Source organism: Streptomyces sp. NPDC091376 (assembly GCF_044757085.1).
In the GTDB taxonomy this organism is placed as follows: Bacteria; Actinomycetota; Actinomycetes; order Streptomycetales; family Streptomycetaceae; genus Streptomyces; species Streptomyces pratisoli.
This window is the reverse complement of sequence record NZ_JBIVUF010000008.1, coordinates 408785-422871: the sequence shown is the minus strand read 5'-3', so window position 1 is coordinate 422871 and position 14087 is coordinate 408785. Positions and strand designations below refer to the sequence as shown.

The 14087-nt window shown below is 71.2% G+C and carries 8 protein-coding genes and 1 pseudogene; 2 read left to right on the top strand and 7 right to left on the bottom strand.

The genetic code is table 11. From position 1 onward, the window contains the following. Window positions 1–99, top strand: a pseudogene (locus tag ACIQMR_RS20355) (ectoine/hydroxyectoine ABC transporter ATP-binding protein EhuA); the annotation flags it as partial. Window positions 100–133: 34 nt separating this feature from the next. Here the strand turns inward: ACIQMR_RS20355 and ACIQMR_RS20350 are convergent. The 7 genes from ACIQMR_RS20350 to ACIQMR_RS20320 all read right to left on the bottom strand — a co-directional run bounded on the left by ACIQMR_RS20350 (window position 134) and on the right by ACIQMR_RS20320 (window position 12715). Continuing rightward, a complete protein-coding gene (locus ACIQMR_RS20350) occupies window positions 134–2803 on the bottom strand; it encodes a SpoIIE family protein phosphatase (protein ID WP_401388860.1) in 2670 nt (889 codons plus the stop codon). Window positions 2804–3062: 259 nt separating this feature from the next. After that, on the bottom strand, window positions 3063–6089 hold the full coding sequence (locus ACIQMR_RS20345; protein ID WP_401388857.1) for an alpha-mannosidase: 3027 nt from the start codon (window positions 6087–6089) through the stop codon (window positions 3063–3065). Window positions 6090–6121: 32 nt separating this feature from the next. Continuing rightward, window positions 6122–8140 (bottom strand): endo-beta-N-acetylglucosaminidase, encoded by a 2019-nt coding sequence (locus ACIQMR_RS20340; RefSeq protein WP_401388854.1) that lies wholly within the window; start codon window positions 8138–8140, stop codon window positions 6122–6124. Between the two features lie 90 nt (window positions 8141–8230). Continuing rightward, a complete protein-coding gene (locus ACIQMR_RS20335) occupies window positions 8231–9481 on the bottom strand; it encodes a glycosyl hydrolase (RefSeq protein ID WP_401388851.1) in 1251 nt (416 codons plus the stop codon). A gap of 50 nt (window positions 9482–9531) precedes the next feature. Next, window positions 9532–10353, bottom strand: a complete 822-nt coding sequence (locus ACIQMR_RS20330) for a carbohydrate ABC transporter permease (RefSeq protein ID WP_401388904.1) — start codon at window positions 10351–10353, stop codon at window positions 9532–9534. A gap of 80 nt (window positions 10354–10433) precedes the next feature. Then, window positions 10434–11411, bottom strand: a complete 978-nt coding sequence (locus tag ACIQMR_RS20325; RefSeq protein WP_401388848.1) for a carbohydrate ABC transporter permease — start codon at window positions 11409–11411, stop codon at window positions 10434–10436. A gap of 14 nt (window positions 11412–11425) precedes the next feature. Then, window positions 11426–12715: an ABC transporter substrate-binding protein gene (locus tag ACIQMR_RS20320; protein ID WP_401388845.1), complete on the bottom strand. Its 1290-nt coding sequence runs from the start codon at window positions 12713–12715 to the stop codon at window positions 11426–11428. A gap of 250 nt (window positions 12716–12965) precedes the next feature. Between ACIQMR_RS20320 and ACIQMR_RS20315 the strand changes: the two genes are divergently transcribed. Next, window positions 12966–14048 carry a LacI family DNA-binding transcriptional regulator gene (locus ACIQMR_RS20315; RefSeq protein WP_401388842.1) on the top strand — a complete coding sequence of 361 codons (1083 nt, stop codon included), beginning with the start codon at window positions 12966–12968 and terminating at the stop codon, window positions 14046–14048. The last annotated feature ends 39 nt before the right edge of the window (window positions 14049–14087 follow it).

Here is a 14087-nt window from a genome sequence, read left to right as displayed (position 1 = left end):
ATGGACGGCGGCGTCGTCGTCGAATCCGGCAACCCCCGCGACGTCCTCACCAACCCCCAGCACGACCGCACCAAAGCCTTCCTCTCCAAGGTGCTCTAGGAGAGTCCGTGGTGTCCGGCGATCGGGGCACCCGCTACACCGGAAGTGGCTGTTCGGTCCAGATGACCTTGCCGCTGCCGGTGTAGCGGGTGCCCCATCGCTCGGCGTACCGGGACACCAGGAACAAGCCCCGTCCCCCTTCGTCCGTGGTGGCGGCCCGCCTCAGGTGGGGGGCGGTGCTGCTGCCGTCGGACACCTCGCAGATCAGGTTCCGGTCGCGGATCAGCCTCACCGTGATCGGCCCACGGGCGTGCCGGATGGCGTTGGTGACCAGCTCGCTGAGGATCAGCTCGGTGGTGAACACCTCCTCGGCCAGCCCCCAGCCGTTCAGGGTGCGGGTGACCTCCGCCCGCACCCGTCCGACGGCGGAAGGGTCGCTCGGCACGTCCCAGGTGGCGGCGTGGTTCCCGCCCAGCACCCGGGTACGGGCGACGACGAGGGCGACGTCGTCGCCGGGCCGCTCGGGCAGCATGGCGTCGAGCACGGCACGGCAGGTCTCCTCGGGAGTGCGGCCGTCGCGGGCGAGGACGCAGCGCAGCAACTCCAGTCCCTCGTCGATGTCCCGGTCGCGGTCCTCGACGAGGCCGTCCGTGTAGAGGACCAGGCTGCTCCCCTCGGACAGATGCAGTTCCGACGTCTCGAAGGGCAGCCCGCCGAGGCCGAGCGGCGGGCCGGCCGGAAGCCCGATGAACTCGACGTCTCCGCCGGGGTGCACGATCGCCGGCTCCAGATGTCCGGCGCGGGCCATGGTGCACAGGCGTGAGGCCGGGTCGTAGATGGCGTACAGACAGGTGGCTCCGGTGACCCCGGTGACGGCGCCGTCCTCGTTCTCGTCCTGGTCGATGCGGGAGACGAGTTCGTCCATGTGCCACAGCAGTTCGTCGGGCGGCAGGTCCAGGGTCGAGAAGTTGTGGACGGCCGTACGCAGCCGTCCCATGGTGGCGGCCGCGTGGAAGCCGTGGCCGACGACGTCGCCGACGACGAGGGCCACCCGGGCGCCGGGCAGAGGGATCACGTCGAACCAGTCGCCGCCGACCCCGCCGAGGCCGGGTTGTGCGGGCAGGTAGTGGTACGCGACGTCGAGGGCGGTCTGCTCGGGCAGGGCGTGCGGCAGCAGACTGCGCTGAAGGGCGACCGCCATCATGTGCTCACGTGTGTAGCGGCGGGCGTTGTCGATGTTCACGGCGGCGCGGGCGACGAGTTCCTCGGCGAGCGACACGTCCTCGTCGTCGAAGGGCTCGGGCTTCCGCGCGCGCCAGAAGGTGGCGATGCCGAGGGTCACATCGCGGGCACGCAGCGGGACGGCGATCATCGAGTGGATTCCGTATCCGACGAGTCTGCGCGCACGGGCGGGCTCCTGTTCCTGCCAGCCGGAGAACGCGCCCAGATCCGCCTCCAGAACGGTCTTGCCCCTGGCGTACGCCTCGGCCTGCGGTGTGGCGTCCACGAAGTGGATCAGCCGTCCCTGCGCGTAGAGCGGGGTGTCGTCCCTGATGCCCGCGAAGGCGATGCGGCGCATGCCGGTGCCGGTCTCCGCGGGTTCCTCGCCGCTCATCACGGCGTCCGGCAGATCGACCGTGACGTAGTCGGCGAACCGCGGGACCGCGAAGTCGCTGAGTTCCTGGGAGGTCCGCACCACGTCGAGGGTGGTACCGATCCTCATCCCGGCGTCGTACACGAGCCTCAGGCGCCCCTGGGCGGAGTCCGCCCTGCCGGTCAGCGCCCACAGTTCGGTGGTGTCGCGCAGGGTGGCGACGGTGCCGACCGGTACGTCGCAGGACGTCGCCTCCGGGCCCATGGAGCGCTGGTTCACGGCGACGAGCCGGTCCCCGATCACATGCACCTCGTCGCTGGCCGGGCGTCCGGACCGCAGCAGCCGGGCGATGTTCGCGTCGATGCCGAGTTCGCCGACGGGGCGGCCCTGGGCGTCGGGGGGAATGGCGAGCAGTCGGCGTGCCTCGTCGTTGACGAGCACCAGCCGGTGGTCGGTGTCGACGATCAGCACGCCCTCCCGTACGGCGTGCAGGACGGCGTCGTGGTGCTCGTACATCCGGGTCATCTCGGTGGGTCCGAGGCCGTGCGTCTGGTGCCTCAGGCGCCGGCTGATCAGTGCCGCGCCCGAGGTAGCGACGGCCAGGGCGAACACGGCGGCGCCGATCAGCACGGGCAGCTGGTCCCGGGTCAGGCCGCTCGCGCGCTCCACCGTGATCCCGGCCGACACGAGGCCGAGCACGTTGCCGTCCCTGCCGGTGACGGGTGCGACGGTCCGTACGGAGGGGCCCAGGGAGCCCGTGACGGTCTCCGTCACGACGCCGCCCGCCGCCGCCGGTGCGATGGTGCCCACGTACTTCTTCCCGATCCGGGCCGGGTCCGGATGGGTGTGGCGGACGCCCTCCGGGGTCATGACCACGATGAAGTCGAGCCCGGAGGCCACCCTGGTGGCCTCGGTCCGGCTCTGCAGAGCCGCCGTCGGATCGGCGCCGGCAAGGGCTTCCTTGACACCCGGCGCGCTCGCGAAGGCCTGGGCCACGGCGATCGATCGGTTGCGGGCCTCCCGCTCGCTGTCGGCCCGGGACTGGAGGACCAGTGCCACGACAGCGGCGACGACGAGCAGCAGAGCCACCGCCGCCTGCAGGATGAACACCTGGCTTGCGACGGTCCGCGCGCTCATCACCGAGCGCAGGCGGCCGAGGGGACCGGCCATGGTCCTATCTAACACCGCGCCGATACGGTGGGCGACCGGTCCCGGACGGGCCTTCGGGGTCACTGCCGGACGCGGATGCGGTCGACGAACACCGTGGAACGGCAGTCGGCCGCTGCCCGTGGTGTTCGTGACCGAGCCGTCGGAGACGGTGTGCGGACGGATGCGGCGAGGGGTGGCCGCATGTGCCGCGGCCACCCCTGCTTCCCTGTCGGCCCCGACGCGTCAGTGCGCGTCGGGCCGCCTCATGCCCACTGCAGCCTCAGGCCCTCTTCAGCCTCAGCGTCACCAGCTCGAACGGACGCAGCGAGAGAGAGACCGTGTCACCCGCGCGCTGCGGCTCCTGCGCCTGTGGCAACGGACGCTCCAGCAGGTCCGTCGCCTCCGCGCGGGCCACCGGGACGCCCGCCGTCAGCGTCGCGCGGGCCCGGCCGCCCAGCGACTCGTGGAACCTGACCACGACGTCCCCGCTGCCGTCGTCCGCGAGCTTGACGGCGGTGACCACCACCGCGTCGTTGTCCACCGTGACCAGCGGCTCGATCCCGTCGTCCGCACCCGTGGCCCGCCGCTCGGGCAGGTTCACCCGGTAGCCCTCGCGGACCGCGTCCCCGATGCTCGCGCCCGGCACCAGCGCGTGCCGGAAACGATGCACGCCCTGATCGGTCTCGGGGTCGGGAAAGCGCGGGGCGCGCAGCAGCGACACCCGGACCGTGGTCGTCGTACCGGCGTCGGCGGTACGGACGCCACGGGTCACGTCATGGCCGTAGGTGGAATCGTTGACCAGCGCCACGCCCCAGCCGGGCTCCCCGATGTGCACGAAGCGGTGGTTGCAGGCCTCGAACTTGGCCGCCTCCCAGCTGGTGTTGGTGTGCGTCGCCCGGTGGAAGTGGCCGAACTGCGTCTCCGACGCGTACCGCTCGGCGTGCACGTCCAGTGGGAACGCCAGCTTCAGGAACTTCTCGGTCTCGTGCCAGTCCACCTCGGTGTCGATGTCGAGCCGCTTGGCACCGGGCGCGAGCGACAGCACCTGGCTGACCTTCGACTCGCCGAAGGACCGCACGATCCGTACCGCCGCCGTCCGCGAACCCTCGACCGCCTCGACCGCGTCCGCGTCCACGAGGTCCGTCACCGTGTTCCGGTAGAACTCGTCGACGTCCCACGCGTCCCACATGTTCGGGAAGTCGGGGTGGATCTGCAGTAGGTTGACGGCGCCGCCGGGCGCGACCGCCTCCCGCTCGGCGCCGATGTCGTACACGGACACGACGAGTCCGCGCGCGTCGATCTCCACGCGCAGCAGGCCGTTGTCGAGGATGTGGCCGCCGCCCTCGCGCGGGAGCAGATACGAGGCGCCGCCCTCGGCGGGCAGCGCGGCGCCACCCGCCGCGACCCCGTGCCGGGCGTGCGGCGCGGAGTTGAAGACCAGCTCGGCCGTGCCCTCTCCGGCGAGCGCGCGCTGGGCCGCCTCGACGACGCCGTTCAGCTCCTCGGCGACCGCCGCGTACGTCTTCTCGGCCTCGCGGTGCACCCAGGCGATGGAGGAGCCGGGCAGGATGTCGTGGAACTGGTGCAGCAGCACCGTCTTCCAGATCCTGTCCAGTTGCTCGTACGGGTACGGGAACCCGGTCCGTACGGCGGCCGTCGCCGCCCACAGCTCGGCTTCGCGCAGCAGATGCTCGGAGCGCCGGTTGCCCTGCTTGGTCTTCGCCTGGCTGGTGAGCGTGGCGCGGTGCAGCTCCAGGTAGAGCTCGCCGACCCACACGGGCGCGTCGGGGTACTCGGCCTCGGCCTTGGTGAAGAACTCCGCCGGGGTCTCCCACACGACGGTCGCCGCGCCCTCCAGGTCCCGCATCCGGGCTGCCTTGGCCACCATCTCGCGGGTGGTGCCGCCGCCTCCGTCGCCCCAGCCGGTCGGGGCGAGCGAGTGCCGGGCCACGCCCTTGTCCTTGAAGTTCCTCGCCGCGTGGGCGATCTCGCTGCCCTTCATGGAGCAGTTGTAGGTGTCGACGGGAGGGAAGTGGGTGAAGATCCGCGTCCCGTCGATGCCCTCCCACTGGAACGTGTGGTGCGGGAACGTGTTGGTCCGGCTCCACGAGATCTTCTGTGTGAGCAGCCACTTGGAGCCCGCCGCCTTGATGATCTGCGGCAGTCCGGCGGCGAAGCCGAAGGTGTCGGGCAGCCACGCCTCGTCGTTCTCGACCCCGAACTCCTCCAGGAAGAACCGCTTCCCGTGGACGAACTGACGGGCCATCGCCTCCGAGCCCGGCATGTTGGTGTCCGACTCGACCCACATGCCGCCGGCCGGCACGAACCGGCCGTCGGCAACGGCCTTCTTCACCTTCGCCCACACCTCGGGCCGGTGGTCCTTGATCCACGCCCACTGCTGGGCCTGCGACATGGCGAAGACGAAGTCGGGCTCGTCCTCCAGCAGCGCCGTCATGTTGGACGTCGTACGCGCGACCTTGCGCACGGTCTCGCGCAGCGGCCACAGCCACGCGGAGTCGATGTGGGCGTGCCCGACGGCGCTGATGCGGTGCGCGGACGGCTGGGCGGGAGTGGCCAGCACCCCTTCGAGGCACGCCCGCGCGGCGGCCGCCGTGCCCTTGACGTCCTGCAGATCGACCGCGTCCAGAGCCCGGTCGACAGCGCGCAGGATCTCCCAGCGCCGCGCGGAGTCGGCCGGGAGCTCCGGCATCAGCTCGCCGAGCACTTCGAGGTCCATGACCAGCTGCCACACCGTCTCCTCGAAGACGGCGAGGTCCATGCGGGTCAGCCGGTACTGCGGGTCGCTGCCCGCGGTCTCCTTGTCGCCCAGCTGTGTCGGCAGGAAGGGGTGGTAGTCGAGGATGACCGGGTTCGACGCGGCTTCGATGTGCAGCCGCACCTCCTCACCGCCCTCGACGGGCGCCCCGATGCGCACCCACTGGTTGCGCGGGTTGAGGCCCTTCACCGGGGTGCCGTCGGGGCGGTACACGAGGCCCTCGCACTGGAAGCCGGGCATGTTCTCGTCGAAGCCCAGGTCGAGGATCGCTTCGACGGTCCGCCCGGCCCACTCGGCCGGTACGGTGCCGGTGACCCGGAACCAGCTCGTCCCCCACGGGGCGCCCCACATCGCCCCGACCGCTGTCGGCGACGGCTCGGCCGCCAGCCCTTCGGCGACCGGGACCGGCTCGCCCGGGGCGTTCCAGACGGCCACCTCCAGCGGCACGGAGGCGGAGTACACCGCGGGGCGGATGCGCTCGTCGAGGACGCGCTTGAGGCGGGACTCGACCAGGCTGCGGTCGTCATGCATGAGGGTTCGCTCCCTTGGGGGGACGGTGCTTCTTACCAGGTGTGGGTGACGGTCACGGGGTCCGACGAGGTGTACAGCTCCCCGACGCTCCGCAGTTCGAACGTTGTGGTCCGCTCGCCCTGTTCGGGCTGGAGGCCCGGGACGAAGAAGGCCCGCTGACAGGTGCCGCCGAGGAAGCGCCGCGTCCCGTCGGGCAGGACCCGGTGCAGTGTGGAGTGGCGTACGTCGGCAGGGGCGGCGTTCCACGCGAAGCGCAGGTCGCCACCCGTGGCACCGGTGATCACGAGCCCGGACGGAGCCGCGGGCCGCTGGTCGTTCCCGTCGTGGACCGCCAGCGCGCCCAGTCGCCAGCGCGCGGGCGCGCCACTTCCGGTGAGCCGGACGCCCAGCGCGTGCACGGTGCCGGACATCCCCGTCAGCCGCACCGTCGACGTCCGCCAGCCCTGCCCGGCGGCACCGAGCGGGACGTAGGTGTACGGCACGGGCTCGCCCGGCCCCGCGGGCCCGGTGGTGGCGACGGCCAGTTCGACGGTGACGTTCCCCGCGTCGGCGCGGTGCGTCAGCTCGACGACCGTGTCCTCGGTGACCGTGAGCCGGGTCGCATACAGGTCCAGTGTCGCGGGGGCGTCGAGCGCGCCGTCGACCAGGACGCTGCCGCCGCCGTGCCAGGCGTCGGCGAAGTCGAAGGTCACCGAGGGCCGTTGTCCCTCGGTCCGCACGGCCCAGCGCCGGGACGGCAGGGTGTCCTGGAGACCGAGGTGGTTCCAGGCGCGGTCCGAGGTGACGCGGCCGCCCTCGTACCAGCGCAGCCCGTGCCCGGTGTTGAAGACGCTCGCGAACGGGACCGAGGTGACGGTCGAGCGGTCGGCGACGGTCACGGCCGGGGCGCGCCAGTCGTCGTCGGGGTCGGGATGTGACGGGTCGAGCGAGCGTCCGGTCCAGAAGCGGTCGTCCGCGGCGTGGAAGTCGCCCGGGGTGCGCCCGGCGGGCAGATGGTTGCGGGTCCATTCGGGCCGGTAGAGGCCGACGGAGACGACGTGCGACGAGCCGGCGGGCACGATGGCGTCCCAGTTCACCGAGGAGTTCCAGCCGTTGGCCTCGACATCGACGCCCGCCCACAGTTCGTAGCGGCCGCGTCCGAGTTGCTCGGCGGTCTGCCCGGAGGAGACGAGGCCGCCCGGCGTCCAGCGGAAGTCGACGAACATGGAGTCGGCGGCCTGGAAGAACACCTTGTTCTGGTTGTTGAGCGCCCCCTGCCAGCTGACCGAACCGTTTACCGTCATGGAGTCGTACCAGGTGACGCGCTGCCCCTTCGCCGAGGCCAGCGCCTTGAGCTCGGTGAGGAAGCCGAGCATGTCGGTGGCGAGCGCCGCGTTCCCGCCGCCGGTCTCGGCGTTGATGAACCAGCCGTCGAAGCCGTACGCCTCCGCGACCGCGACGAGCTGGGCCGCCAGCGGGTAGTGCCCGGCCGTGTCCTTCTGCACGAGGTCGCGGGTCCACTGCAATTGGCCGCCGTACGCGACCGGGGGCAGGAAGACATTGCCGAGGACGGGCACTCCGTGGCGGTGGGCCGCGTCCACGATCGGCGCGTTGGGCGCCAGGATCAGGCCCTCTCCCGACGAGCCGCCCCAGAAGACCAGCTCGTCGAGGTACGACCAGTGGGTGAGGGCGTAGTGGTCGGCGGTGGGCGCGCCCTGGGAGGGGTTGCCGGCGGTCGGGGCGAAGGAGACGAGCGACTGGACACGGGCTCCGCCCACGCGGGCGGTCGTGTTCGCCGGGGTCGGGGTGAACCGTGCGGCGAGCGGCACGGACGCGGCGTTGAACGCCAGGTCCGTGTCGTCCTCGGCCCGCCACGACTTCAGGCTGCGCCAGGTGATGCCCGGGCCCGGGGTGCCCGAGGGCAGCGAGTCGGGGTACCAGTAGGAGGCGTACGGCTGGAGTCCGGGGGCGGCCTCGGTCGCCGCGGCGGCGGGCGGTGCCGGGACGAGGGCGCTCGCGGCGACGGCTCCGCCGGCGAGCAGGACGGCGCGTCTGGTCGGCTGCTGGCTCACGAACTACCTCCGGTGGGGTGAAGCGTGGTCAGGTCAGGTCGTGTCGTGTCGTGTCGTGTCGGAGACGGTCCACGGAACCCGGTCCACGGCCTACGGAACCTGGTCCGGGGTGACGGTCCCGGTGATCCCGCGCGCGGCGAGGTGCTCGGCGTCGTCCGCGCGGCTCGCGAGCACGACGGCCGGGCGCGCGCCGTCGGCGGTGAGCCGGGCGAAGGCCTCGAACACGGCGCCGCCGGGCGCGCACACCGAGCGCTCGGGGGCGCTGTCGTCGTCCCCCGCGTCCACGACGAGCGCGGTGGTGCGGGGTGCCGGCCGGTACGGCCGGGCGCGCTGCTCCTCGACGATGCGGGCGATGCTCTTCCCGGCCGGCTTGATCTGCCGGTCGCTGGTCATCAGGCCCAGGCTGTACTCGACTTCGGGGAAGTCGGCGAGCGAGCGGGACACGTCGTGCGAGCACCACCAGGTGATGCCCCAGACGTCCTCGCAGTCGAGGGCGCCCGCCACGGTGGCCTCCGTGAAGGTGTCCGCGTGTTCGGCGGGGATCAGCGGGGCGGGCGCGCCGACCTCCTGGAGCCAGACCGGGCGGTGCGGCTGCAGCGCCCAGGCCTTGGACAGCTCGATGAGGTACGCGGCGTGGTGCTCGGTCGCCGTCCCCGTACGCCCGTGGCGCTGGGCGGTGCCGTTGAACACCCAGGAGTGCACGGCGGTGACGGCGCCGAGCCGTGCGGAGTGCGCGGGGGTGAACGGCTGGTCGTCCTGGTACCAGGCGGCGTCGTACTCGGCGTGCAGATGCAGCTTTCCTGGCGCGCCCTCCTCGCATGCGCCGAGGAGCACGTCCAGCCAGCGCTCGGCCTGCGCGGGGGTGATGCGGTCCGGGTCGGGGTGCGGCCCGGACGAGAACTGGTTGACCTCGTTGCCGATGGTCATCCCGATGAAGTTCGGCCGGTCCGCGAGGGCCGCGGCGAGCGTGCGCAGGTACTCGGCCTGCCCGGACACCACGTCCGGGTCGGTGAAGAGATTGCGCCGGTGCCAGGTCTGTGTCCAGGACGGCAGGAAGTCGAAGCTCGACAGGTGCCCCTGCAGTCCGTCGACGTTGACGTCGAGGCCCCGCTCGGCGGCGGCGTCGGCCAGCTGTACGAGCTGCTCCACGGCACGCGGGCGGATCAGGGTGCGGTTGGGCTGGAAGACCGGCCAGAGCGGGAAGACCCGGATGTGGTCGAGGCCGAGGCCGGCGATGGAGTCCAGATCGGCGCGTACGGCGTCGAGGTCGAAGTCGAGCCAGTGGTGGAACCATCCCTGGCTGGGGGTGTAGTTGGCGCCGAAGCGCACGGGTGAGGTCATGTGCGGAGAGGTTCCTCGGAGTGGAGTGGTCGGTCCCGGGACGGCCCTGGTCAGCCTTTGACGGCGCCTTCGCCGACGCCGCGGAAGAAGTAGCGCTGGAGACAGGCGAAGAGGACGATCAGCGGCAGCACGGCGATGATCGTGCCCGCCGCGACGAGGCGTTCGTCGTTGGCGAAGGTGCCGTGCAGATAGTTCAGCCCGATGGTCAGGGTGAAGTTCTGCGGATCGCTGAGGACGATCAGCGGCCAGAGGAAGTCGTCCCAGGCGCCCATGAAGGCGAAGATGGCGACGACCGCGAGCGTCCCCTTGACCGAGGGCAGTGCGATACGGACGAACCGCTGCCAGGCGTTCGCCCCGTCGACGAACGCGGCCTCCTCGATCTCGTACGGCAGGTTGAGGAAGGCGTTGCGCATCAGCAGGACGTTCATGGCGGCGATGCAGCCGGGCAGCAGCACACCGACGAGCGTGTTGTTCAGGCCGAGGTCACGCATCGTCGTGAACTGGGCGATGATGATGCCCTCCACGGGGACGAGCATCGCCAGGATGAACGCGAGGGTGGCGGCCCGGCGCCCGCGGTAGCGCAGCCGCGCGAGGGCGTATCCGGCGAGTGCGGCGCCGACGCAGTTGGTCAGGACGTTGGCGACCGCGACCTTCAGCGAGTTAAGGGCGAAGTCCCAGACGGGGATGGTGCGGGCGACCCGCGTGTAGTTGTCCAGGGTCGGTTCGTCCGGCAGGAACCGCGGCGGAGAGCTGAAGATGTCCTCGTTCAGGCTCTTGAGCGAGGTGGACAGCTGCCACAGGAACGGTCCGACGGTCAGCGCGAGGACGGCGAGGAGCAGTACGTACCGCAGCACGATCTCCCAGACGGGCATCCGGCGCCCGCCCTCCTGGGCGGTCCGGCTCCTGCGGACCGGTTTCACGGGCCTGTGCCCGGTGGCGGTGTCGGCCGCGGTCATCGGTCCTCCTTACGGTCGGCGCGCAGCACCAGCAGCATCAGGGCGACGGTGACGACGAAGACGACCACCGAGATCGCGGAGGCGTAGCCGACCCGGCCGGACAGGCCGGTGCCGGTGCGCTGGACGAGCATGACGAGGGTGGTGTCCTCGCCCGCGGGGCCGCCGGCGGGGCCCGCCATCAGATACACCTCGGAGAAGACCTTGAACGCGGCCACCGAGGCGAGCGCGCCGACCAGCACCATCGTGGAGCGGACCGCGGGCAGGGTGACGGTGACGAACCGGCGAACGGCGCCCGCGCCGTCCACGGAGGCGGCCTCGTGCAGCTCGCGCGGGACGTTGGCCAGCGCGGCCAGATAAATGATCATGTAGTAGCCGAGGCCCTTCCAGACCGTGACCGTCATGGCGCTCAGCAGGAGCAGCCACTGGTCGCTCAGGAAGCCGACCGTGCCGATCCCCACCGCCTCCAGCACCGCGTTGACCAGCCCGCGCTCGTCCAGCATCCACACCCAGATCAGGCCGACCACGACGATGGAGGCGACGACCGGGGTGTAGAAGGCCGAGCGGAAGAAGGTGATGCCGGGGATCTGCTTCTGCACGAGCAGCGCCAGCAGCAGCGGCAGGATCACCAGGGCGGGTACGACGCCGAGCACGTACAGCGTGCTGTTGCGCAGCCCGATCCAGAACATCTCATCGCCGAGCATCTCCTGGAAGTTGGCCAGTCCCACGAACCGGCCGGGGATCAGGGTCCTCCGGTCGGTGAAGGAGTTGGCCACCGTGGAGAGGAACGGGTACAGACTGAAAGCGCCGGCGACCAGCAGCCCGGGGGCGGCGAACAGCCAGGGGCTGGAAGGCAGATGCCGTCGGATCCGCTGCCCGGCGCGCGTGCGGCCCGCGGGGTTCGGGGGCTCGGGCGAGACCGGCTCCGTCGTCGTGCTGCCGGAGCGGATCGCCGTGGAGGCGGTGGGGGTCTTCATGGCGAGTCCGTGTCTCAGCTCTGCTTCAGCAGCTTGTCACACGCCTTGACAGCGTTGTCAAGCGCTTCCTCGGGGCTCTCCTTGCCCTGGAGCGCCTTGGCGACGGAGTTGCGCAGCTCGGTCTTCATCTGCTCGCTCATCAGCACCGGGGTGTAATTGACCGCGGTCTTCAGCGACTTGGCGGCCGCGATCCGTACCCGCGTCTCGTCGGTGCCGTCCTCCTTGGTGAAGTACGGGTCGTCGAGGGAGCCCGCGGTGCTCGGGAAGATGGCGACCTGCTTGGCGAACGCCATCTGGTGCCGGGCGTCGGTGACGAAGTGCGCGAAGGCGACGGCGGCCGGTGTCTGCTTGGTCTGGGAGTTCACCATCACCCCCATCACGTACATGTTGTCCTTGCCGGTGCTGCTGATCTGCTCGGTGATCCCGATGTTCTTGTAGAGCGTCGGCGCTTCCTTCTTGAACTTCTCCAGGTCGAGGGCGGAGCCCGGGTTCATGGCCACGGCCTGGGTGAGGAACTTCTTGCCCGACGACTCGGGCGTGGCGGTCAGGGCCTGCGGGTCGAGCGCCTTCGCGTCGTACAACTCCTTGTACTTGGTGAGGAGTTCGACGCCCTTGGGCTCGTTGAAGGTGAAGGCGGAGCCCTCGTCGTTCATCAGCCGGACGCCGTAACGGCCGAAGTCCTCGATGGTGGGGACGTTGGCCAGGGTGGCGATCTCGCCCTTGCTCTTCTCGGCCAGCCGGAGCGACTGGGCGAAGAGCTCGTCGTACGTCGTCGGCGGCTGCTCGGCGTCCAGGCCGGCGTCCGCGAACAGCTTCTTGTTGTAGAACAGCGGGCCGGTGTTGAGGTACCAGGGGAAGGCGTACGTGCCGTCCACGCCCGGGACCTGATGGCCCGCCCAGGCACCCGGCAGGTACTCCTTCTTGTACTTCGCCGCCGCCTTGTCGAGGTCGAGGGCGAGGCCGGCCTTGGCCAGCGGGGCGACCAGGTCCGGGGAGACGTTGACGACGTCGGGGAGCGTGCCGGCCGCGGCGTCGGCGCTGATCTTGTCGGCGTAGCCCTCACCGGGCTGGTCGACCCACTTCACCTCGGTGCCGGGGTACTTCTTCTCGAAGTCGGCGATGAGCCCGGTGAAGAACGGCTTGAAGTTGGCCTGCAGGTTCCAGGTCTGGAACGTGATCTTGCCTTCCACCTTGCCGGACGCGTCCGGCGCCCCGGCGCCGCCCGACCCGGCGCCACAGGCGCTGAGCGGCAGTACGGCGGCGAGGACGGTGGCAGCGGCGACTGCCCTGCGGGAGATACGCACGGTGATACGGCTCCTTTGCTCGGCCCGGCGTGAGGCTGCACCGGGACGCATGGCGTCGGCGGATGCTGCCAGCAGACCCTGCATTGCGGCCGCGGAGAAAGTCAATGGATTCGTTCGAGAAAGTTCATTCTCTATGGAGTCACTGCAGGTCAGAGGCGCACACGCGACCTCTTGCGTGATCGACTAATGCGCTTTAGAGTGGCTGAACTCAAGCGCATTAGTGCACCGACGTCCGGGGAAAGGGGCACGGATGGTGGCGAACCCTCCGTCCGCCGACGACACTTCGCCGGCCCGGCGGTCCCCGGCGCGCCGGCCGACGATGAAGGACATCGCCCGCCGTGCGGGGGTCTCGGAGAGCGCCGTGTCGTTCGCGCTCAACGACCGGCCCGGGGTCTCGGAGATCACCCGGAACCGGGTGCGCCGGGTCGCCGAGCAGCTGGGCTGGCGGCCCAGCACGGCGGCCCGCGCGCTGTCCGGCGAAGGCGCGGCGACCGTGGGCCTGGTGGTCGCGCGGCCCGCCGGGACGCTCGGCGTCGACTCGTTCTTCCTCCAGCTGATCTCGGGCATCCAGGAAGTGCTCTCCGAGCGCCATCTCGGCCTGCTCTTCCAGGTGGTGGAGGACGTGGACGCCGAATGCGCCGTCTACCGCCGCTGGTGGGCCGAGCACCGGGTGGACGGAGTGCTGGTCGTCGACCCGCGCACCGACGATCCGCGGGCCGCGCTGCTCGACGAACTGGGCCTGCCGGGCGTGGTGATCGGCGGCGTTCCGGAGGGCGGCCATCCGGGACTGTCCACCGTCTGGGCGGACGACGCCGGTGCCATGGCGTCCGTCGTCGGCCGCCTTCACGCGCTCGGGCACCGCCGCATCGTGCACATCGCGGGCCTGCCGGGCCTCGCCCACACCGAGCGGCGCATCCGTTCCCTGCGCGCGGAGGCCGAGCGCCTCGGGCTGACCGAGGCCCGTTCCGTCACCACCGACTACTCGGACGCGGAGGGCGCGGCGGTCACCCGCGGCGTTCTGACCGACGAGGCGCCACCGACCGCGCTCGTGTACGACAACGATGTGATGGCCGTGGCGGGAATCGCCGCGGCGACCGGTCTCGGCTACGCGGTTCCCGACGACGTCTCGATCGTGGCCTGGGAGGACTCGGCCCTGTGCCGCCTCGTGGAGCCGTGGCTCGCGGCGCTCTCCCGGGACACGGTCTCCTTCGGCCGCAGTGCGGCCCGTGAACTCACGGCCCTCCTCGACGGCGGCCCTGCCCGCACGGTCCAGGTGCCGGTGCCGGAGCTGATCGAGCGGGAGAGCATCGGCCCGGTGCGCTCCGGAGGCTGAGGACGCCGCGCGCCGGCCACCGGCGCGTGGGCCGGGTCG